Origin of the sequence: Formosa bonchosmolovskayae (assembly GCF_051016085.1) — a bacterium.
In the GTDB taxonomy this organism is placed as follows: domain Bacteria; phylum Bacteroidota; class Bacteroidia; order Flavobacteriales; family Flavobacteriaceae; genus Formosa.
Genome location: NZ_CP174605.1, coordinates 418,262 through 440,529, shown reverse-complemented (window position 1 = coordinate 440,529; position 22,268 = coordinate 418,262). Strand labels below are relative to the sequence as shown.

The 22,268-nt window shown below is 30.1% G+C and carries 16 protein-coding genes and 1 tRNA gene; 12 read left to right on the top strand and 5 right to left on the bottom strand.

Annotated elements, in window-relative coordinates:
• Nucleotides 1–12: 12 nt before the first annotated feature.
• Nucleotides 13–1,215, bottom strand: a complete 1,203-nt coding sequence (locus tag ACKC83_RS01705; RefSeq protein WP_434036809.1) for an exonuclease SbcCD subunit D C-terminal domain-containing protein — start codon at nucleotides 1,213–1,215, stop codon at nucleotides 13–15.
• 362 nt (nucleotides 1,216–1,577) lie between these two features.
• Between ACKC83_RS01705 and ACKC83_RS01700 the strand changes: the two genes are divergently transcribed.
• Nucleotides 1,578–2,459 carry an NAD(P)-dependent oxidoreductase gene (locus tag ACKC83_RS01700; protein WP_434036808.1) on the top strand — a complete coding sequence of 294 codons (882 nt, stop codon included), beginning with the start codon at nucleotides 1,578–1,580 and terminating at the stop codon, nucleotides 2,457–2,459.
• Nucleotides 2,460–2,626: 167 nt separating this feature from the next.
• Here the strand turns inward: ACKC83_RS01700 and ACKC83_RS01695 are convergent, their stop codons facing one another.
• On the bottom strand, nucleotides 2,627–3,367 hold the full coding sequence (locus tag ACKC83_RS01695; RefSeq protein WP_414035201.1) for an NYN domain-containing protein: 741 nt from the start codon (nucleotides 3,365–3,367) through the stop codon (nucleotides 2,627–2,629).
• 525 nt (nucleotides 3,368–3,892) lie between these two features.
• Here ACKC83_RS01695 and ACKC83_RS01690 point away from each other — a divergent pair.
• The 11 genes from ACKC83_RS01690 to ACKC83_RS01640 all read left to right on the top strand — a co-directional run bounded on the left by ACKC83_RS01690 (nucleotide 3,893) and on the right by ACKC83_RS01640 (nucleotide 20,685).
• Complete coding sequence (locus tag ACKC83_RS01690; protein ID WP_057779682.1) at nucleotides 3,893–5,143, top strand: tyrosine-type recombinase/integrase; 1,251 nt, start codon at nucleotides 3,893–3,895, stop codon at nucleotides 5,141–5,143.
• 122 nt (nucleotides 5,144–5,265) lie between these two features.
• Complete coding sequence (locus ACKC83_RS01685) at nucleotides 5,266–6,426, top strand: hypothetical protein (RefSeq protein WP_434036807.1); 1,161 nt, start codon at nucleotides 5,266–5,268, stop codon at nucleotides 6,424–6,426.
• 111 nt (nucleotides 6,427–6,537) lie between these two features.
• Nucleotides 6,538–6,885: a helix-turn-helix domain-containing protein gene (locus tag ACKC83_RS01680; RefSeq protein WP_434036806.1), complete on the top strand. Its 348-nt coding sequence runs from the start codon at nucleotides 6,538–6,540 to the stop codon at nucleotides 6,883–6,885.
• Entirely contained in the window at nucleotides 6,885–8,417 is a 1,533-nt protein-coding gene (locus ACKC83_RS01675) for a DNA primase family protein (RefSeq protein ID WP_434036805.1), read from the top strand. Before ACKC83_RS01680 ends, ACKC83_RS01675 begins: the two co-directional genes overlap by 1 nt.
• Nucleotides 8,418–9,329: a DUF6371 domain-containing protein gene (locus tag ACKC83_RS01670; RefSeq protein WP_434036804.1), complete on the top strand. Its 912-nt coding sequence runs from the start codon at nucleotides 8,418–8,420 to the stop codon at nucleotides 9,327–9,329.
• Nucleotides 9,330–10,471: 1,142 nt separating this feature from the next.
• Entirely contained in the window at nucleotides 10,472–10,714 is a 243-nt protein-coding gene (locus ACKC83_RS01665) for a helix-turn-helix transcriptional regulator (protein WP_434036803.1), read from the top strand.
• A complete protein-coding gene (locus ACKC83_RS01660; RefSeq protein WP_057778031.1) occupies nucleotides 10,686–11,003 on the top strand; it encodes a HipA N-terminal domain-containing protein in 318 nt (105 codons plus the stop codon). The genes ACKC83_RS01665 and ACKC83_RS01660 overlap by 29 nt, the downstream gene beginning before the upstream one ends.
• The gene (locus ACKC83_RS01655) at nucleotides 11,000–11,980 is read left to right on the top strand and encodes a HipA domain-containing protein (RefSeq protein WP_434036802.1); all 981 of its coding nucleotides are present in this window, start codon (nucleotides 11,000–11,002) and stop codon (nucleotides 11,978–11,980) included. Before ACKC83_RS01660 ends, ACKC83_RS01655 begins: the two co-directional genes overlap by 4 nt.
• 6 nt (nucleotides 11,981–11,986) lie before the next feature.
• The gene (locus ACKC83_RS01650; RefSeq protein WP_434036801.1) at nucleotides 11,987–15,262 is read left to right on the top strand and encodes a helicase-related protein; all 3,276 of its coding nucleotides are present in this window, start codon (nucleotides 11,987–11,989) and stop codon (nucleotides 15,260–15,262) included.
• 2 nt (nucleotides 15,263–15,264) lie between these two features.
• The gene (locus ACKC83_RS01645; protein ID WP_434036800.1) at nucleotides 15,265–18,735 is read left to right on the top strand and encodes an Eco57I restriction-modification methylase domain-containing protein; all 3,471 of its coding nucleotides are present in this window, start codon (nucleotides 15,265–15,267) and stop codon (nucleotides 18,733–18,735) included.
• 3 nt (nucleotides 18,736–18,738) lie between these two features.
• Nucleotides 18,739–20,685 carry an AAA family ATPase gene (locus tag ACKC83_RS01640; protein WP_434036799.1) on the top strand — a complete coding sequence of 649 codons (1,947 nt, stop codon included), beginning with the start codon at nucleotides 18,739–18,741 and terminating at the stop codon, nucleotides 20,683–20,685.
• 336 nt (nucleotides 20,686–21,021) lie between these two features.
• Here the strand turns inward: ACKC83_RS01640 and ACKC83_RS01635 are convergent, their stop codons facing one another.
• The 3 genes from ACKC83_RS01635 to ACKC83_RS01625 all read right to left on the bottom strand — a co-directional run bounded on the left by ACKC83_RS01635 (nucleotide 21,022) and on the right by ACKC83_RS01625 (nucleotide 22,266).
• Entirely contained in the window at nucleotides 21,022–21,375 is a 354-nt protein-coding gene (locus ACKC83_RS01635) for a hypothetical protein (protein WP_434036798.1), read from the bottom strand.
• Nucleotides 21,376–21,784: 409 nt separating this feature from the next.
• Nucleotides 21,785–21,858: transfer RNA gene (locus ACKC83_RS01630), tRNA-Arg, on the bottom strand.
• 132 nt (nucleotides 21,859–21,990) lie between these two features.
• Complete coding sequence (locus tag ACKC83_RS01625; RefSeq protein ID WP_414035202.1) at nucleotides 21,991–22,266, bottom strand: ATP-dependent Clp protease adaptor ClpS; 276 nt, start codon at nucleotides 22,264–22,266, stop codon at nucleotides 21,991–21,993.
• Nucleotides 22,267–22,268 lie beyond the last annotated feature (2 nt).

Genomic DNA, 22,268 nt, shown 5'->3' with positions numbered 1-22,268 from the left:
GACTAAATGCGCTTATTGGTTTTTAACGGCTTGTAGGATTTCTTCAAACGCATCCATAACTTGCGGGTTTTTGTCTAAGTCAAAATCCATTTCTTTACATTTTAGTTTAAAAACTTCTGTAGGTTGTAATTCTTTAATCGATTTGCTGTTCGCTAATAACTCTTCGATACCTTTAATTTTTCGTTGCTTTTTTAAAGATATTTTTAAAATTTCGAAGGCATAATTTTCAGCTTCTTTTTTTAATTCGTCTGTATTTACCGAATGTGGCTCGTCCAGTACAATTTCTATCCAAGGTGTTAAATTAAAACCGTTAGACTCTATTTTTGGAAATTGAGAAATGCAATCCTGAAGTGTTCCCGATAATCTTTGAATATTTCTAAAGTTGGGAATAATATCATCTGTAATCGCCGTGATTTTATTTTGTTCTAGTGTGAGTAGTATCACTTTTTTATCGTAATCAATCTCACTAAAACTTAATACGTTAGGCGATCCAGAATATCTCACTTTTTGATTTCCTCCAATAATTTGTGGTCTGTGTAAATGGCCTAGTGCAACATAATCGAAGTAGGAAGGAAAGTCTTCTTCTCCGATATGGCCTAGTGTCCCAACATATATGTTTTGTTCACTATCCGATACAGAACCTCCCATGGCAAACAAATGCCCCATAGCTATTACAGGTGCTTCAGTAGTATTCATTTCTTTACATTGTGTAGCAACTTTAACGTAATGCTGTATTAAAGCCGTTTTATATTTGTCTGTTAGCTCTTCAAATGTTTCGCCTGCCGTGGCACGCCTAATATCGCCATCGCGTAAAAAAGGAACAGCGCCTATAATGACTTTTTCGTTATCAATATTAATTTCAAAAACTTCATCTTCTATATGTTCCGAAGCCTTTCCTACGACATATATAGATAGTGCTTTTAGTAAATCTTTTGGTGCATTTAAGGTGCCTGGCGAATCGTGATTTCCTCCTGTGATTATTACCGACTGGCAGTTTGTATGCTGAAGTTTCATTAAAAAATTATAATACATGTGCAAGCTTTGATTGGATGGCGAACCGCTATCAAACACATCTCCCGAGATTAGCAAAACATCTATATGTTGAGTTTTAATGTAGTCTTCCAGCCAGCCCAAAAACAAGAGTTGTTCTTCTACTTGAGATTGTTCGTGTAATCGGTGTCCTAAATGCCAATCGGCAGTATGAAGTATTTTCATGTCGTTTAAATTAATATTTACACATTTTACATGTCTTTCAACATAAATGGTCAGAAAAGGGAGGTATTAGTAATGTCTAAATTAGTAATCTATTCATTAATTATTCAAACATAATGAACCTTCTTTTTAAAACGAAATATTTAATACTGATAGATTTTAATTGTAATCGACTTTTTAATGGAAGCATAAATGGAGGTGAGATGCATCCATATCCGTATGCGAAGTGATAACCTATTCTCGCTCAGATGTTTTGAATGCTATTAGCTAAAGAATGGTTTTGTATTGTTTTTTTAAAATAATTTCGTAAATGTTAACAGCATGCCTATCTTTGTGCCAACAATTAAAATTTAAACAAGTTAAATATGAAAAAACCCACTATCGGATTTATCGGACTAGGCCTTATGGGAGGTAACATGGTTGAAAATCTTCAAAAGAGAGGTTTCGAGCTAACCGTAATGGATCTTAACAAAGACGAAGTTGCAAAAGTTATCGCTCGCGGTAATGCTACTGAAGCGGCTACACCAAAAGAATTAGCAGAAAAAAGTGATATCATAATGTTCTGTCTTACGACTTCTGCTGTTGTAGAAAAGATTGTTTATGGTGAAGAAGGTATTTTAGCTGGTATTAAAGAAGGTGCTGTTTTAGTAGATTTCGGAACTTCAATTCCTGCTTCTACAATTAAGATTGGTAAAGACTTGGCTGAAAAAGGTGCAGGTATGATTGATGCTCCACTTGGACGTACACCAACTCATGCCAAAGATGGATTACTTAACATTATGGCCGCTGGAAATAAAGAGACTTTCGAGAAAGTTAAGCCTGTTTTAGACGAACAAGGTGAAAACGTATTCTATTTAGGAGCTCTTGGTGCTGGACATACAACAAAGCTTATTAATAACTTTATGGGAATGACAACTGTAGTGGCTATGTCTCAGGCTTTCGCAGCAGCGAAACTTGCAGGAGTAGACACACAACAATTGTTTGATATCATGTCTTCTGGACCATCAAATTCTCCGTTTATGCAATTCTGTAAGAATTATGCAGTAGATAACGTAAGTGATTTAGGATTCTCTATTAACAATGCAAATAAAGATCTTGGATATTTTGTTCAAATGATGAACGATCTTGGTTCTAAATCTGCAATTGCAGAAGCGACATCTTCTAACCTTAACGCAGCAGTAGCCGCAGATATGGGTAACGGAAATGTACCAGAAATCTTTGATTATTTCGTGAACTTGAAAAAATAATTCAAGACCCTAAATTTGTAAGAAAGGAATCTGCTTTTATTAGTCAGATTTTATACAAAAACAGGATATATAAAAAATTGCGTGTTTGTAAGTCATTATTTTCTTAGGAAAAACGGACTTTTAAAACACGCAATTTTTTTTAATTAGAATATTAAAGCCTTTGCTTACTATTCGCTTTTATTCTTTACATAAATGAGTTTATGTTTACTTTTTTGATTTACTCTTTGGTCTATTTCGAACTCTCCAATAGATTTAATTAAAGGAGTTAGTTTTTCGAAACCATAGTTTCTAGAATCAAAATTGGGTTGCTTTTTTTGAAGTAAGCTTCCAACATCACCAAGAAATGCCCATCCGTCTTCGTCTGATAAATCAGAAATAGTTGTAGCGATAAGTTTGGTAACCTTAGGCGTGATTTTATCGATACTATCTTTTACGTGATCTTTCTGATTAATATTTTCTTTCTTTTCGGTTTCGGTTTGCTTTCTTATTATTTCGATGTAAATAAATTTATCGCAAGCCACGATAAACGGATTTGGTGTTTTTTTCTCACCAATCCCTATCACTTGCATACCCGCTTCTCTTAATCTGGTTGCTAATTTAGTGAAATCACTATCGCTAGATACTAGGCAAAATCCGCTTACTTTTTCATTGTAAAGAATGTCCATAGCATCAATAATCATTGCAGAATCGGTCGCATTTTTCCCTGTGGTGTAGGCGTACTGTTGGATTGGAGTAATGGCATTTTGTAACAATAAGTTTTTCCATTTAGATAGATGTGGGCTCGTCCAGTCTCCATAAATTCTTTTAATGGTTGGATTCCCATATTTTGCGATTTCTTCCATCATTTCCTTAACGTCGGCAGATGGTATATTGTCTCCGTCTATTAATACGGCTAAATTCATATTCAAGTTGTTTTTTTTGTAAGTCTTCGTTTTAATACTGAAGTTGCTTTTTATCGAATTACATATTCTAAGCAGAGGAACTAATTTAGCGAAAAAGGAACGAATAAGAATGAATTTAGAAGGAATTTAATAGCAGACTATAAATAAGACTTCTGATATCTTTACTTGGATTAAGTAATTGGACTATTTTAAATAATTAAATATACATACCGGAACTTAAAGGAAGAAGTAGGTAAATTATTTAACAATTAACTAAAGGTAAGTTTACAGAAATAAAAAAGCTTCCAATTTCTTGGAAGCTTTAATGCTCTAGTGACCTCGACTGGATTCAAACCAGTAACCTCTTGAGCCGTAATCAAGACGATATACTTTTGTTTATTACCTGTTCTTTACCAAAAAACACAAAAACCCCAACAAAACAAAGACCTAACACAAATAAACCATATTTTAACTATCCTTACATTACTGTTTAATACCATGAAAAGTGTGAATATTGTGTGAATACAATTATCTTTGTTTCAAATAATAAATATGGCTTACAACATCTCAATTTACCACGAAACAAGACGAGTAAAGGAAAATGGCAAATTTTCAGTTAAAATTAGAGTTTACAACAAGCACGATAACAAAAAAACGGTACGATACTTCACCACAGGAATTGATTTAACTGAAAAAGAGTTTGAAACAATTTGGCTAAACCCTGAAAACAAAAACTTAAGAGGCACAAACAAAGAAATAGAATTAAAGCTAAGAGCTATAGAAAAAAGAGCTAATGACGAAGCTCAAGCGATGTCTGTTTTTGACTTTTCTAAATTTGAAACAAAGCTTTTTCGCAAATCCACAGATAAAAACAACATTAAGTACTATTTCAATCTAGCAATTGAAAAAAATAAAAATATAGATAAAATTGGTACAGCAGAAAGTTATAGATATACTCTTAATTCTTTAGCTAATTTTAGCGAGCTAATTAATAAATGTAACATTGAAAAATTAACATTTAATGAAATTACAGTGGAATGGCTAAAAGCTTATGAGAAATTCATGATTAACAAAGGTAAAAGCTATACTACCATAGGAATTTACACAAGAACACTTCGAGCAGTTTTTAATAATGCTATAGAGCAGAACGATATTAGCAATGACATATATCCTTTTGGAAAAAACAAATACAAAATTCCACGTACCAAAAAAGTTAAGAAGGCACTTAACAGTATTCAGCTTAAAGCATTATATGAATCTAAGGTTGAAAACAATAAAGAGGAAGAAGCCAAAGACTTCTGGTTTTTTAGCTATGCTTGCAATGGAATGAATTTAAAAGATATTGCATTACTCAAATATTCAGATATTGATGACAATAAGTTTAAATATTATAGAGCAAAAACTTTCGACAAGTCCTCAGAAAAAACAGAAATCACTATTTACCTAACTGACTTTACAGCTAAAATTATAGAAAAGTACGGTAATGAAAACAAAAATGGGTTTGTCTTTAATATAATAAGTAAAGAAGACGATATCAATACTCAGTACAAAAAAATAAAAAACTTCAATCGCTACATAAACGATCACATAAAGAGAATAGCGAAAGCAAACAATCTACCATTAGATTGTAGTTTTTATTGGGCACGTCATTCTTTTGCAACGAATTCAATTCGTAAAGGAGTAACAATGGAATTCATTAGCGAAGCTTTAAATCATAGTGATCTTAATGTTACAAAAAATTATTTCGCTGGCTTTGAAGATGAAGCAAAAAAGGAATTTGCTGATTCTTTACTCGACTTCTAAAAAAAAAATATTTGTTTTTAGAACTGCATTTACTACACTTACTACATTATTTTAAAAAATAATAATTGTTTTTTAAACTACATTTAGTACATCTACTACATTAATATTTAAAATAAGTTAACTTGAAAAGTATAAAGATTACAAAAGATTTTTTAGAAGAACTAAAAGGACATAGGGGATTTGGATGGGATTTTGATAATGATTTATTTTCTAAGGATGAGTGTTTTGATGAGATTGTTCCGAAAAAATTATGTCATTATAACCTAATAACTACACATTCAATTGATACGAGTATTTTGAGGTATTATGGGGAGGGTGTTTTTGGTTATGATTATTTTTTAGAGAAACCAGACAATTTAGAAGTACTTGAGGCTTGGGATATTTATAATAATAAGGTAGATCCGTTTCCATTTAAAATTTTTGGGGCTTATCATAATAGAGGTGCATTTTGTGAAGGAATTAGTGCTATTTTAAATCATAAAGGAAGGACTAATGTTGATGGTAAGTATGATTTGAATAACTTGAATGACTTAAAACCTTGCTTTGAATTATATGCTAAAGGTTTTAAGAAGGGGTACGAGGATTTTGAAGATAAATTTATAACCCCTTATTTATTTAAATATAGTGATAAAGAAGATTATTTAATTAAAGTATTTGAGTATGTAACATCAGGGGGAGATTTTAGATTGAACTGGACACAGCATATAAGTTTTATCTCAGCCATTGGGGATTATAAGAATAAAGTAGGAGCTTTTGAAGCAGGGAAATATGAAGGGCGTTTTTATAGAGCTTGGAGTATTATCTTTTCACAAAATATATTGTTTGCACCATTGTTTAAGAACTATATGAACAAGAATGATAATAATTTTGAAAATGATAGGGGTATAAAAAAAGCCGATTTCTTAGAAAAAAGAAATAATCTTATACCAGATGTTAGTATTTCTGATGTGTATAATTTTTTTAGTGTGTTAGTTGAGAAACCAAATAGGAAAGGTGTTTATTATCTAAGTGAAGATAAATTATTGATTTTTATTAAATCTACATTTGTAGATAAAGAGCCAATACTACAATCCTTTGATGTTCCTTTTAGTAGGGATAAAAAAGATGTGAGAAGTGTATTCAGAAAATTTCAAGATTATTGTTATAAATATGAATACAACAAAACAAATGTAAATACTAAGTATTTTGGAATAATGAATAAATCTTTTAAAGGGTTTTCCGAGATATCAGATTATAAAAAATGGCATGAAACTAATAATGCTATACCGATAAAACAATTATAAAAAGATAAATTATAGCCTTTAAGAGTTATAATAAAGGGGAATAGGGTTATCTGATTTATAGAATAGCAATAAACTGATACCATTGTAGTGAACATAAAAATATAAACTACTATGGGTAAGGAAGTGCCAAGTTTTACAGAGACTCAACTTGATGTTATTGAGATAAAACGTTCAAATATTAAAATTTTAAATTTTTTACATCAATGGGAGCAAGTTAAAAACGAAGAGGAAGAGCTTAAAAATATTGATGAAATATCCTTATTTACAGGGTACACAAAAAAGACCATCTACGGTTACTGTCAGAAAAAACAAATTCCACATTACAAAAAAAATGGTAGGCTTTTCTTCTTTAAGTCTGAAATCATAGACTGGATCCAGTCTGGAAAACAAAAAACGATAGCTGAGATTGAAGTTGAAAATGATGATTTTTTTGCTGGTAAAAATAAAAGGTCGAAGTAATGAGAGAGCATTACAACAACCTTGATAAAATAGAACAGCAATATAAGACATGTAACCAACAATTACAAAAAGAAGGTGAATTAGAAATTGGAATTGAAGAAATTCTTAATGAAACTGAAACTCTTTTAAATAAGACAGCTAGTGATCTTCAAGTATTGAAGAATAATCAAGCAGATAATATTTTAAAAGAAATACATGAAGGTATAGAGCCTGTTGCTTTTAGTGTCTATTGTGAAGAGAATAAACTTCGAAAAAAGCATTTTTTAGTTGCTTGCGTAGAAATATTATTGGAATTAGTAAATAAAGACGACTATAGTCTTTGTAGAAAAAACAAGTTTATTTATTTGTATAATTCTGAGTATTGGGAAGTTATAAGCGTAGTTGATTTTAAAGATTTTTTAGGAGATGTTGCTTTGAAAATGGGAGTTGATAAATTTGATGCTAAACATCATCTATTTAAAGAAGATTTGTATAAACAGTTTTTATCAGATGCACGCTTAAAAGAAGTTGAAAGTAATGGAAGTACGACACTTGTGAATTTGAATAACGGAACTTTTGAAATAACACCTACCAAGCAAATTTTAAGAGAGTTTAGAAAGTCCGATTTCCTTACCCATCAACTACCATTTGATTTTAAAAGTGAGGCAAATGCACCGCAGTTTCAAATGTTTTTAAATGAAGTGTTACCGGAACAAGAATTACAAGATATTTTAGCAGAATATTTAGGTTATATTTTTGTGAAAAACAATGTTTTAAAACTAGAAAAGGTGCTGCTTTTGTATGGTGCTGGAGCAAATGGTAAAAGTGTTTTATTTGAGATAATGATGGCTTTATTAGGTAGTCAAAATGTTACAAATTTTTCATTAAATAGGTTAACTGACGATCAAGGAAATTCTAGAGCGCAATTAGGGGGTAAATTACTTAATTATTCAAGTGAAATTAATGGGAAGCTTGAAAGCAGTATTTTTAAACAATTAGTGTCAGGAGAACCTGTAGAAGCTAGATTTCTTTATAAAGACATTCAGATTATGACGGACTATGCAAGGCTTATGTTCAACTGTAATGAGTTACCAGGAAAGGCAGAGAATACGAATGCTTATTTTAGGAGACTTCTAATTTTACCTTTTAGAGTTACTATTCCTCCCGAAAGACAAGACAAGGATCTTTCGAAAAGAATCATAAAAACAGAGTTGTCAGGTGTTTTTAATTGGGTTTTGAATGGCTTAACGCGATTATTGAAAAATAAAGATTTTACTCAAAGTAAGATTGTAGAAGAAGAAGTTTTACAATATAAAAAAGAAAGTGATAGTGTTTTAATGTTCTTGGAAGAAGAAGGGTATTCTATTTCTTTTGATAAAACAAGTCCACTTAAGAGTGTTTATATTGAATATGTGGATTATTGCAAAATGAATCATTATACAGTTTTTTCTAATCAGAATTTTTCAAAAAGATTAAAGGCAATGGGATATAAATTGGGTAATCGAAAAAGCTATGGGTTTCCTCTTTTTATAACTAAAAATATATCTAATTAAATGAAAATGTTTAGATATAAATTAGAACCATATAAAGGAATGAAAACTCGTTTTTGTTGCCCTAAATGTGGTAAGAAGAATGTGTTCACTAAATATGTAGATACTGAAAGTAATGCTTATTTAAATGAATTAGTTGGTTGTTGTAATAGGATGCTAAAATGTGGCTATCACTATAAACCTAGGGAGTATTTTCAAGATAACAATATTTCATCTGCTATAAGTTTTAAGTCTAAAGGAATCGGTGATAAAAAATCGAAACTGAAAACTAGTTTTATAGCTATTGATATGATGCAGAAAAGTATGTCTGGAAAGAATTATTTTATAGACTATTTAGCAAGTCTTTGGGATGTGGAAACGGCTAATTTTTTAAAAGAAAAATACAATATTGGTACATCAAAATATTGGAGTGGAGCTACAGTATTTTGGCAAGTGGATAAAGAAAGAAGAGTAAGGAGCGGAAAAATTATGCTCTATAATCCTAAAAGTGGTAAAAGAGAAAAAAAACCATTCAATCATATCAATTGGGTTCATAGCGTTTTAAAACTGAAAGACTTTAATCTTGACCAATGTTATTTTGGTGAACATCTATTGGTTGAAGATAAGAACAAGCCTGTTGCTATTGTTGAAAGTGAAAAAACAGCTGTAATATCTAGTATTTATTTGCCGGAATTTATTTGGCTTGCCTGTGGGAGTGTAAATAATTTGAATGCTTCAAAAACAAAATGCTTAAAGGGTAGGAGTGTGATTTTATTTCCAGATTTGAAATGTTTTGACATTTGGAATGATAAGATTCCAACATTTACAAATTTAGCAACTTTTAGAACGTCTACTTTATTGAGAGATTATGCTACTGAAAAGGAAAAAGATATGGGGTTGGATTTAGCTGATTATTTAGTCAGAATTAAACCTTAATTATTTTAAATAAATTGGGTGCCCGAGAAATAATAAAGCAAGATATGTGTTTTTTACTCTTGTTTTATTTCTCGAATACATTTATATCCAAATATTTTTATAGCTATATGTTCTTATATATTTATAACATTATATCGAAATAGATTTATACCAATGTACTCTTATATTCTTATACCATTATAGCTTTATATAGAGATACTTTTATATCAATGTATTCTTATAACATTATATTTTAAAGCTTTGAGATAAGTTGTTTAAAAAGATTATTTCTATAAGTGATTGGCTGTTTTTAGATAATAATATTATTAAATGAGTTCTGTAAATATTTATTTTAAAATTATAAGTGGAAGATATGCTTTTCTAATCTTGCTTTATTATTTCTCGTTAATTTCAAGTGGTAATACACAGTGGGTAAATACATTGAAATGTCAAGTGCAAGATGTACCACTTTCCGTACAATTTTGCAAATTGCGGAAAATGGATTCTTGCTTACTATCGTAAGAGTGCTTTTTTCGGAACTCAAAAACCTTTAAAAAAACAATGGCAAATAAAAAGATTAGAAGAATTGAATTAAGGGTAGATGATGCCAGAAAAGAAAATAGTTAGAGATTTGTAAATATGAAAAATCAACACTAACTGATTTTATAATTACTAGGGTGGAGGGGAATATAACACGTTAAGATATTAAAATTATTGAGGGGTTATTTGAAAAAATTGTAGTAAAAAGAATCAAGGTTGACAGTAATACTAACCAAGTTTCAATGAATATTAATATTTCTCAGAATGTAAGTAACAAGAATTTGTTCCGTTTTATAGAACTTTTATCTGAATACAATTTGATAATTCACGGACAAAACAATAGCTAAGGTTTACTCTAAAAATCCAAGAGTGAGTTTGTTCAATCTATCTGATAATTATGGTAATTTTATATAAATATATAAGCATTGGGTGCCGCCTGCCGCTAAGGCTCATTTTAAAAATCAGTTGATTTTTTAGGGTTAAATTGCAATAAAAATCAACTGATTTTTAAAACGGAAAAAACTATACCTCTTCAGGTGTAAAAATCGCATTAAACCACAAAGTATACCCTTAGGGGTGTAGTGTTAATTATTTTTGTTATATTGTACCCATAAAGGTATATTATGAATAACTGGGATAGAGAAAATGACATTGCCCAATTTGTAAGGAATAGACGCAAAAGCGCAAAACTAACACAAGTAGAATTGTCCGATTTTACTGGAGTAGGTTTACGTTTTGTTCGCGAACTTGAACAAGGAAAACCAAACTTAATGTCGGATAAAGTAAATCAAGTACTCTTATTCTTTGGACACACATTAACACCAACACCTATAAGCGATGAGACAAGGAGAAATATGGGTAAATAATACACTTGCAGGTGTTTTAACTGAAGGTGACAATGATTATAATTTTGAGTATAAAAAAGCATACTTAGAAAAAGAAGGTGCAATGCAAGTTAGTGTAACCCTGCCTCTACAAAAAGAGCCTTTTAAATCTGAGCAATTATTTCCTTTTTTTGATGGTTTAATCCCCGAAGGTTGGTTGCTAGATATTGCACAAAAAAACTGGAAAATAAACCCAAGAGATCGTATGGGATTATTATTAACTACATGCAGAGATTGTATTGGTAATATTAGCATAATAGAGAAAGTATGAAGTATTGCTTAGCTTGTCTTAAAAAACTAAATAAAGGAGATAATAATTATCACCAAAAATGTCTTTCAGATTTCTGGCAAGAAGATACGCCTGTCCTAGAACTAGATTATGAGTTATCTCAAATCGACGATTTAGCGAAAGAAAACGTAGCACAAAGAATTATTGTCACAGGTGTACAACCTAAATTATCATTAGGCTTTACAGAAGAAAACACTCAAAATCGACTAACTATTGTTGGAGCGCTAAACGGAAGATATATTTTAAAACCGCCTTTTCAATTATACCCACAAATGCCAGAGATTGAGGCTTTGTCCATGTTGTTAACCCAAGCTTGTGGTGTAGCAACAGTTCCTTTTTTATTAATTCCTTTAAAAGATGGATCGTTAGCATATTTAACTAAGCGTATAGATCGTAATACCACTGGTGAAAAATATCCAATGGAAGATGCTTGTCAATTTACAGAACGGTTAACAGAACATAAATATCGAGGTTCTTATGAGCAAATAGCAAAAGGAATTCTTCGATATACTCAAAACCCTTTACTGGAAACCGTAAAATTTTATCAGCAAGTCATTGTATCTTTCTTAATTGGGAATAATGATATGCATCTAAAGAACTTTTCTATAATAGCCAATGATAGTAAACATTATGAATTGTCTCCTGCTTATGATATGGTAGCTGTAAAAATGTTAATTCCAGAGGATCAAGAAGAATTAGCGTTAAATCTTAACGGAAAAAAGCGAAAATTAAAACGTGAAGATTTTAATGAAGCTATGTTAAAAGCTCATATTCCACAAAAAGCAATTGAAAACCTTTGGAAACGTATCGAAAAAGGAATAGGAAGTTGGGGAGCGTTAATTGATAATAGTTATCTGAATGACAGAAATAAAGAAGGTTTAAAAGAAATAATAAATAATAGAGTACAACAAATACAGGTTAATAATCAGATGTTAAATCTATTTAATAATAAAAAATAAATTTAAATGGCAACTAAGTTTTTTACAAATAGCGGTGACAATACTCTACTGAATAAATTTGATGGTATTTTCAAAAATACATCGGTACATTATTTTGATGCGCTCGTTGGATATTTTAGGTCTTCAGGGTACTTTCAAATAAGAAAATATTTACAGGATGTAGATCAAATAAGAATACTAGTAGGTATTGATGTTGACCATTTAATAAGTGAAGCGGCACGAAAAGGACTAGAATTCAATTTTAATACAGAGGTTACAAGACTAGAATTTATCAGAGAATTTAAAGAAGATATTCAGCAAGCAGCATATCAAAAAGATGTCGAAGAGGGGATAATTCAATTTATTGAAGAAGTAACTTCTGGTAAAATTCAAATTAAAGCTCATCCAGACAAGAACATTCACGCTAAAATTTACATATTCAAACCTGAAAACTGGAATGAGCATAATAGTGGTTCAGTTATTACAGGTTCAAGCAATCTTAGTGTATCAGGATTAGATAGAAACTTTGAATTTAATGTAGAATTAAGAGATTACGATGATGTTGTTTTTGCAAATGAAACTTTTGAAAGTCTTTGGAAAGAGGCAATAGACATATTGCCAACTGAAATTGAAAGCGTAAAAAAAGACACATACCTAAATGATTCGTTCACACCTTTTGAGCTATACATTAAACTTCTTATAGAATACTTTGGTAAGAGTATTGAGTATGATCCAGAGTCAATAGCTGATTTGCCAAAAGGGTACAAAAAGTTGGCTTATCAAATGGATGCTGTAAATGATGGATATGCCAAATTATTTAAGCACGATGGTTTTATTCTTGCAGATGTTGTTGGTTTAGGTAAAACTATAATTGCGACGATTATAGCCAAGAAGTACTATTTTAGTAATGGTTATCGTACCAAAATATTAGTTATTCATCCACCAGCACTTGTGAAAGGCTGGACGAAAACCATTAGAGATTTTGAAGTACCTGGAGTTGAATTTATAACAAATGGTAGCTTGCATAAAATAAAGCATCCTGAAGACTACGATTTAATTATAGTCGATGAAGCTCATAAATTTCGTTCTGACGAATCTGAGATGTTCCATCAACTACAAAAACTATGTAAAACACCTAGAAAGCGAAAAGGCAATGATGGTAGTGATAAGAAAAAAGTCATATTAGTTACTGCGACCCCACTTAATAATAGACCTGAAGATATCAGAAACCAATTATATTTATTTCAAGACGCAAAAAAATCAACACTAGAAGTTGGAAATCTACAACGTTATTTCAGAGATCACATAGAAGATTATAGAAAATTAAAACACGAACGTGATCACGATAAAATTGCTAAAGGTGTAAAAAAGATTTATAAAGAGATTCGCGAAAAAGTATTAGAATCTATTATAGTTAGGAGAACAAGAACAGACATTAAAAACACACCTGAATACTGGCAAGATATAATTGACCAAGGTGTAACTTTTCCTGATATTGTTCCACCTAAACAAATTCTTTATGAGTTAGATGAACATACAGATAATCTTTACGACCTTACATTAAAGACCTTAAAAAAAGAAAGTAAGGATTTAGGATATTATAGATATCAAGCTATTAAATTCCTTAGACCAGAAGCTAAAGACGCATATCAAAAAGCAACAGGTGTTAACCCGAGTCAAGCAGACAGGATATCAGATCAGTTAGCACACATTATGCGTATACTTTTAGTAAAAAGGATAGACAGTAGTTTTCACGCTTTTAAAATGAGCTTAGGTAGATACTACGATGCGAATAGGGCTATGCTTAAAATGATTGAAAATGGTATAATTTACATAGCGCCAAAAATAAAAGTGAGTGATTTTATTTTAAATGAAAATGAAGCTGAACTAGAAGAAATATTAAGGAATGCAGAAGATACTGAAACAATTAACGCATATCCAGTAGAAGATTTTTATGAAGAGTTTCTGCAGGGAATCAAAGACGACCATACTACACTTGAAAAATTAAAGGCAAAATGGGACGAAGTTACAGGTGATCCAAAGTATGACACCTTCGTTCATAAGATTAATAACGAATTAATGGATTCTAATATTAATGATAATAAAAAACTTTTAATCTTCTCTGAATCAAAAGAAACAACGACATATTTATACGAGAAACTAAAGCAAGACGGTTTTGATAGAATATTGAGTGTAGATAGTTCTAATTCAAAAGACCTAAGTACAGTCATAGCTCAAAATTTCGATGCAAATCAACCTATTGCAGATCAAAAAAATGATTACGATATTATTTTAACAACAGAAGTATTAGCTGAAGGAGTTAACCTGCATCGATCTAATATCATATTAAATTATGATATCCCTTGGAATGCTACTAGACTTATGCAACGTATTGGACGTGTAAATAGAATTGGTACTGAATCATCTAAAATCTACATTTATAATTTCTTTCCTACTTCAAGAACCGATAGTGAAATTGACTTAAATAAAAAGGCATATATGAAGCTTCAAGCATTTCACTCGGCTTTAGGTGAAGATAGTCAAATTTATTCGACAAGAGAAGAATTTGATTCTTTTGGTCTTTTTGAAAAAATACCTGAAGAAGAAAAAGATGAGCGCTTGGAGTTTCTAAATTATTTAAGAAAATTCAGATCCGAAAACCCAGATTTATATCAAAAAATTAAAAAAAAGATTCCTAAAAGAGCAAGAACAGGTAGACATAATAAAAGCTCTAAAGATCAAACTATTACTTTTATAAAGAATAAAAGACGCGATGTGTTTTATCTTATTTATCCAGACTTAAAATTTGAAGAATTAACTTTTGTTGAAACTGCTAGAATATTTAAAGCACAGTTGTCCGAAAGATCTATACCTATTCACGATAAACATCATATACAGATACAAGTAGCCTTAGATTCATTTTTTAGCGAGGAAAACTTAACAAATCTTGGAGATTTAGGTTCTGTAAAACTAGGTCCTAATGATAAAAGAGCGATAGCATTTATTAGTAAGCAAGCATTACAAGAGTTTGTGTCTAAAGAAGACAAAGAACTTATTGCCCTTACTAAGCTAGCTATTAAAAAAGGGAAGTTTCAAAAACTACCAAGAGAAATTAATAAGCTACTAAAGAGCATAAAAGATAGTAGTTTAACACGTTCTGAAGTTTTTGAATCATTAATAGATATTCTAAAAACATATCCTTTAGAAGATGTGCCTCAGGAGATACCAGTGATCAGTAATACAAAAATTTTAAAACTGCCAAATACGCCAAATATTATTTTGTCAGAATCTTTTTCAATATAAATATGGAAACTAATCAATTAGAAAATATATTCCAGAGTGCATTTAATTATGACAAGTGGAAAGAGGTTATAAAAAACTATTTTAATAATGTAGATTTTTATTTAACACCTGAAAATAAAAAGGAAGATAAAAACACACATAAAATTGCCAAATTTATTGTTGAGTTTGGATCAGCACAATTAGCCGATAATAAAATTATTAAATTCTATAATGTAGAATTGAATGAAGATAAGCATGTAACAAAGAATAGGGTTGGTCTTCGTAGTCTTATTCATAATGAAGTTATACCTGGTGATGTAGATGCTATACTTGTGGTGTTTCACACTAAAGGAGATAGTGATTGGCGTTTGACATTCATTTCCAAAGCAATGTATTGGGATGATGATTTTAATGAAAACAAACTGGAAACAAGCCCAAGGAGATACACCTATGTTTTAGGTGAGGATGAAAGTGTAAAAACAGCAGTTAAGCAATTCGAGAAATTAGAGAATGAGCAATTAACAATTAAACATTTAATTGAGCTTTTTAATGTTGAAAAGTTAAATATTAAATTTTTTGCTGATTATAAAAAGCACTACAACAAATTTTGGTCTTACTTGTTAGATAATAATAAATACAAGAAACTATTTCCAAGTTTTGACGAAGAGAAGCAGGAAAAGGCAATTAGAGATTTTACCAAAAAGTTACTAGGACGTATTGTATTTCTTCATTTTTTACAAAAAAAAGGTTGGATGGGTTGCAATCCACATCCGACTGAATGGGATAATGGTGAAAAACAATTTCTGTTAAAACTGCTAGATGGTTTTGACGATAAGGAGCATTTTCATTCGAAATGTTTAACATCCTTGTTTTTTAATACACTTAATGCAAAAAGAGAGGGCGATATCTTTCAAGTAGAAGGATTAAGCAATGAGCTAAACAATACTAAAATACCATACTTAAATGGAGGTTTGTTTGAAACAGATAAAGAAGTAAATGCCAAAAGCATAGACTTTCCGATTTTATACTTTCAAGATTTATTTGAATTTTTTGGTCAGTACAATTTTACAATAGACGAGAATAGTCCAGAAGATCACGAAGTGGGTATTGATCCAGAAATGCTTGGTCACATTTTTGAAAACCTATTAGAAGACAACAAAAATATGGGTGCATTTTATACACCCAAGGAAATAGTACAGTATATGACTCAAGAGAGTTTGATTCAATACTTACAAACCCATTTAGGTGAACACTTTGAAATCGAAGAATTTATTCGCAACCATAGTAAGGGAGACGAAACAGCTAAAGAAAATTTTATAAGAGATAACGCTAAAAAAATTGAAGAGTTATTAGATAACGTAAAAATTTGTGATCCTGCAATTGGCTCAGGAGCTTTCCCAATGGGGATGTTACACGAAATATTCAAAGCTAAAATGGCTTTAGATTGGACTTTAGAGCGTTCCGAGGTTAAAAAAAGTATTATCCAAAATTCTATTTACGGAGTAGATTTAGAATCTGGTGCAGTAGACATTGCTCGTTTACGTTTTTGGCTGGCGTTAGTGGTTGATGAGAACACGCCACAAGCATTACCAAATTTGGACTATAAAATAATGCAAGGAAATAGTCTGTTAGAGAGCTTTGAAGGTATCGATTTAAGTCAAATCCACGAGGGTATAGCAATAGAGATTGATGAAAAAAAATCTATTGCAAATCTGTTCAGCCAAGAATTAAAGAAAAAAGAGAATACAGACAGTCAAGAAAAATTGGAAGATTTAATACACGCATATTTTGATTTAGATGATCCTGAAGAAAAAAAGATACTTCATTCCAAAATAGATAGGCAAGTATTAAATAATATATATTTCACACTACAAGACCATAATGAGGATTTACAAAAACAATTCAAAAAATTAAATCGTAAAATAAAAAACAAGTCTTCTTTATTATCATTTGCTGAACAAAAAATAAAGTATGAAAATGAAAGTTCAGATGCTAAAAATTTAAAAAAACTAAATATAATATTGGAAGATGTTGCATCTAAACAACAGAAGCTAAAAGAATTATATCACTCAAATGAACGACCATTCTTTTTGTGGCACTTGATGTTTAAAAAGGTGTTTGATCAAGGAGGTTTTGACATTGTAATCGGCAATCCACCATATGTGGATTCAGAAACTATGGTCAAAAATGATAAGGAAATGAGAAATCTTATAAAAGACAACTTTGAAACTGCTACAGGAAATTGGGATTTGTTCATCCCATTTGTTGAATTAGGTTTTAAAATAGCCAAAGAGACATCCCAGTTTTGTTATATAATACCTAATAAAATAATTAGCGCTAAATATACAACTGCTTTAAGACATTATTTGTCTACCAAAGAAGTTTTAGAGATTCGAGATTATTCTGCAATTAATGTATTCAAGGAAGCTAGTGTTTATCCTGTTACTTTATTAGTCAATAATAATGTTTCAAACCATACGGTGAAGATGTCAAAAATGGAAACATTAATGATAGAAGCATATTCTAATATAGTTACTGAAGATGAATTTTATGAAAATATATCTTGGTCTAAGTATTTCTTTAGACCCAATATTGTTAGCCTTATAAATAGATTAGAAGGTAACCCTCGTTTATTGGATTTTTCTTCAGAAATTTCTATTCTAGGTGCCGCTACAGTATCAGAGGCTTATTTAATTAAGGAAATAATAGAAGATGAGGAATCAAATGATGATAATTTAAAATTAATTAATACAGGTACTATAGATCCTTATGTCTCATTATGGGGAATTAAAGATACACAGTACATAAAAGGCAAATACAAATATCCAGTAGTGCCAAAAGAGAAATTAATTAAAATGAATTCGACTCGCTTTGAACAATCTAAAAAGAGTAAACTCATTATTGCAGGTATGGCAAAGTCCTTTGAGACATTCTTTGATTCTAAAGGTGAATATTTAGCTGGAAAATCTACAACTATAATTTTAGAAGATAAAAACAATCTAAAATATATATTAGGATTGTTAAATAGTAAGGTATTAACCTTTTACCTAAACTATGTATATCATTCTCTAAAAATGGCTGGTGGTTATTTGAATGTTGGAAATGATGTTTTAAAAAATTGTCCAATAATTAATAGTGATGATAAATTTTTAACTGTAATAGTAGACTATATCATATTCTCAAAAACGCTTCAACTTAATAAAGAAAAAGAGACAATAAAATATGAAGTTATATCTCAAGCTTTCGAAGAAGTTATTGATGCATTGGTTTTAGAACTCTATTTTCCTTCAGATTTCAAAGAAGCAAAAATAGAGATTCTGAAATATTCAAAAGAAATTTTCAAAGAAATTCAGAATTGTACTGATGACGAAAAAAGCGCAATAATAATGGAGACATATCAAGAATTGTCTGAAAAGAAAAATCCATTAAGAAATCAAATTAAGCTTATGAAAATTGAATTAAAGCAATTGTTAAATCCAATATTAAGCGTTTAACTTATGCAAAAAATTCAATCTATCACTTTACAAAACTTTAAGTTTTTTTATGATACAGAAGATAATCAAACTCAAAATAAAATTGAGCTTAATCAAAATAACTTGTTGCTATATGGTGAAAACGGTAGTGGGAAAAGTTCTATTTATTGGGGGCTCTATACTTTACTACAATCTTGCTTTAAAAAGGATGTAGACATTAGTAAATATTTTAATTCAAATGACCCAGAAAATCTAAGAAATCGTTTTGCCGATGAAACAGCAAATTCTGCTATTAAGATAGAAATTATTAGTCCTACCGGTATTAGTACAAAGGAAATTAGTAATACTAGATTAGAAACCAATAAGAGATCTGATACCACTATAAATAAAATAATAGCGGGCAGTGATTTTATCAATTATAAATATCTCGCTAAACTTTACGATTTTAGAAATAGTGAAGAGATTGATCTTTTTGAATGGTTTGAACGTGAAGTATTAATGTTTATAGATTTTGAAGAATCCTATACAGATAATGCGGGTGTTTTATCTAAAAGTACCTTAGCAAGTGATTGGTGGAATTACATTAAAGAAGCTCCAAAAACACTACGACCAAACACTAAGAATAAAAATACGCCTAATAGATCTAGCGATGAGTACAAGAGATATATGGATAGTACAATTCCAAAATTTGTAGAACTTATAAAATTATTTTTATTAAAAATTACTACTAAAACGAACGAATACTTAACTAATTCATTTAATGAAATTTTTCACATTAAATTCGAAACTGATTTAATAGAGTGTAATTATAACAATTGGTTAGGTAGTAATGCGGATGTTACAAGACCAAAAATTCGTTTAACAGTAATTTTTAATCATAGTAAATTATCTATAAATAATAAAAATATACAGAAACCACATACTTTTCTCAACGAGGCAAGACTAACCGCGATAGCGTTGGCAATTCGTTTGGCAATGTTGGATGAAAGGTTGTATGATCCTAATTCTGCTAGTTTATTAGTGTTAGATGATTTGTTACTTAGCTTGGACATGAGCCATAGAGATAAGGTGTTGGATATTATTTTAAAAAAGGTAGATGAGTATCAAATTCTTATTCTAACACATGATAGAGCATTTTATAACCTTTGTAAGCGTAGAATTGATAATAATTTAAAAATTAACAATACTTATAAGTGGGAGTTTAAGGAGATGTATCAAGATTCAACGGATGATGATATTCCAATACCATTTATTACAGACTGTAAAAGTTATTTCTCATTAGCAAAAAAGTATTTTAAAGAATTTGATTATCCTGCTTGTGCAAATTATTTAAGGAAAGATTGTGAAAAAGTATTACGAAATCTTCTACCACATAATAAAACTATAAAACAGAGTGACGGAAAAGGTAAAGGCAGTGAACAATTAATGCTAAATTCTTTAATGAATAAATTTCAGGAATATTATGAATCAATTGGAGGAGATTACACACCGTTTGAAAAGCTACATGAGTATAAAGATTTGTTAATGAATCCTTTGTCTCATCATAATAGTGAGTCCCCTATCTACAGGCAAGAACTTGTTAATACATTCGAAATTTTAAAGAAATTGAATAAGTTAAAACTTATAAGGTATCACAAAGATTTAAATGATGAATTTCCTTTTATTATAAAGCATGTAGATAGTAATGGAGATTTTTGGGAGTATATATTATACCTTAAAAGTGAATTTGTTTTGATTAAAGAAATAAATGGAGAAATTATTTTGAATAATCCTATGTGTTATTTTAAAAGCAGAAAAAATATTACAAAAAACCTTCCTTCAGAGAATGTAAATTTTTTACTTAAATTAAAAGGAGGATTTGGCAGTATTAAGCATTTTTTAGGCTTTAAAACTTCTACAGCATTTACTCCTCTTGAATTATTGTCTGCTATTAATTTAAAAGGGACCTCGTTAATGTCTGAAGTCAATTAAAAATGAATGATAAAAATTTTGGTAAGCTTTAAAAAGAAGCGAAACAAAATTTTAAAATTACTAAAAGGATTCAAGAAATTCTGTTAAAAAAATTACTGACTATATAATACGGCTAGACTTATGACCCAATAAATTAATTTAAAACATCATTAACTATGACGATATAATGTATATGAAAAATGATAATGTAGTTTGGTCACTAGAACTCAAAGAAAATGGTTTATACTGCTTTTAGAAGTGGTAAGACAAAAAGCATAAATTATAACCGAGAAAATAATCGAGTACAAATACGGTACCTAGAAACAAGTAGTTGTTGTACCTAGGCAAGGCAGTATCTCATAACTGTTTGATTTTTGTATTTATGTTTAATTTTTCTTGTGTTACAAAATCAATAAAATCAGTTTTTAACATCCTGAAAGCGATTTTCTGTTCATCAACTATTATACTACTCATAGTAATAAACCCGCATAGTGTTACTCCTTCGTTACTTTTTCGCCATGTTCTATTAAGGTTTTCTAATTCCACCATTTGTTCTTCTACAAGTTCTAAATCAAACCCAGAAGCATCAATATAAAAAGTAAGTAATCGTTTATCAGAGTCCTTTATGAAGTCGATGTTTTTTATTGATATACCATCTTCTAGTTTTGATAATTCCAATTTTAATATTTGATAGATAAGGTTGTTTTGCATTAGTTATATTTCTATTATTATTATTATTATTCGTGTGTATTATACCTAAAGCTTGTCAAAATATTATCATTCATGTTGTTTATTGCAATTGTTTCTTTCAAATTAAAACAAACAAGATTTAGCAGACTTAGTAAATGTAAACAAAAAATTGAAAATGAATTAAACTAGTATAAATCATCTTTCCGTTATAAGCCAAGCATTTATTTAAAATCATGTAGTAGATGTACTCAATGTAGTTCTAAAAACAATATTATTTTTAAAAACAATGTAGTAAGTGTAGTAAATGCACATTTAAAACAAATAAAATATTTTAAAGTGAATAGCCTTAATTATAGAAAAGTGTGAAAATAGTGTGAATACGATAAATAAAATAAGGGTTTCAATTGCTTGAAACCCTTATAAACAGTAGTGACCTCGACTGGATTCAAACCAGTAACCTCTTGAGCCGTAATCAAGTGCGCTATTCAGTTGCGCCACGAGGCCTTTTTTGTGGGTGCAAATATATGAGGTTTATTAAAGTCTACCAAACTTTTTTATGATAAATTTCAATAAAAATTACCCGTATTTTTTGAGTAAAAAAGAATCTTTGTGTAATGTTTTGTGATTCAGTAGGTTTTAAACAATTTCTGCGCTTAAGCCAGCTTCTAATAATTTAGAACAACGAGGTTCTAATTCTTTATACGGACCTGTTTTAACGGTGCATTTGCCTTTGTAATGAACAATTATAGAGCATTGTTCTGCTTGTTCTGGGGTATGCTGGCACACATAAACAAGCGTTTCTATAACATGATCGAAGCTATTTACATCGTCGTTATATAACACAATTTCATTTTCTTTCTTTTCCTCGGTTTCAACGAGAACTTCTTCTAATACTTCTTCTCTAGTGCTCATTT

Excerpts from the sequence above, each read along its gene's own strand:
- ACKC83_RS01705 (WP_434036809.1), bottom strand. The coding sequence starts at position 1,215 with ATGAAAATACTTCATACTGCCGATTGGCATTTAGGACACCGATTACAC.
- ACKC83_RS01700 (WP_434036808.1), top strand. The coding sequence starts at position 1,578 with ATGAAAAAACCCACTATCGGATTTATCGGACTAGGCCTTATGGGAGGT.
- ACKC83_RS01690 (WP_057779682.1), top strand. The coding sequence starts at position 3,893 with ATGGCTTACAACATCTCAATTTACCACGAAACAAGACGAGTAAAGGAA.
- ACKC83_RS01680 (WP_434036806.1), top strand. The coding sequence starts at position 6,538 with ATGGGTAAGGAAGTGCCAAGTTTTACAGAGACTCAACTTGATGTTATT.
- ACKC83_RS01675 (WP_434036805.1), top strand. The coding sequence starts at position 6,885 with ATGAGAGAGCATTACAACAACCTTGATAAAATAGAACAGCAATATAAG.
- ACKC83_RS01670 (WP_434036804.1), top strand. The coding sequence starts at position 8,418 with ATGAAAATGTTTAGATATAAATTAGAACCATATAAAGGAATGAAAACT.
- ACKC83_RS01665 (WP_434036803.1), top strand. The coding sequence starts at position 10,472 with ATGAATAACTGGGATAGAGAAAATGACATTGCCCAATTTGTAAGGAAT.
- ACKC83_RS01660 (WP_057778031.1), top strand. The coding sequence starts at position 10,686 with ATGAGACAAGGAGAAATATGGGTAAATAATACACTTGCAGGTGTTTTA.
- ACKC83_RS01655 (WP_434036802.1), top strand. The coding sequence starts at position 11,000 with ATGAAGTATTGCTTAGCTTGTCTTAAAAAACTAAATAAAGGAGATAAT.
- ACKC83_RS01650 (WP_434036801.1), top strand. The coding sequence starts at position 11,987 with ATGGCAACTAAGTTTTTTACAAATAGCGGTGACAATACTCTACTGAAT.
- ACKC83_RS01645 (WP_434036800.1), top strand. The coding sequence starts at position 15,265 with ATGGAAACTAATCAATTAGAAAATATATTCCAGAGTGCATTTAATTAT.
- ACKC83_RS01640 (WP_434036799.1), top strand. The coding sequence starts at position 18,739 with ATGCAAAAAATTCAATCTATCACTTTACAAAACTTTAAGTTTTTTTAT.
- ACKC83_RS01635 (WP_434036798.1), bottom strand. The coding sequence starts at position 21,375 with ATGCAAAACAACCTTATCTATCAAATATTAAAATTGGAATTATCAAAA.
- ACKC83_RS01625 (WP_414035202.1), bottom strand. The coding sequence starts at position 22,266 with ATGAGCACTAGAGAAGAAGTATTAGAAGAAGTTCTCGTTGAAACCGAG.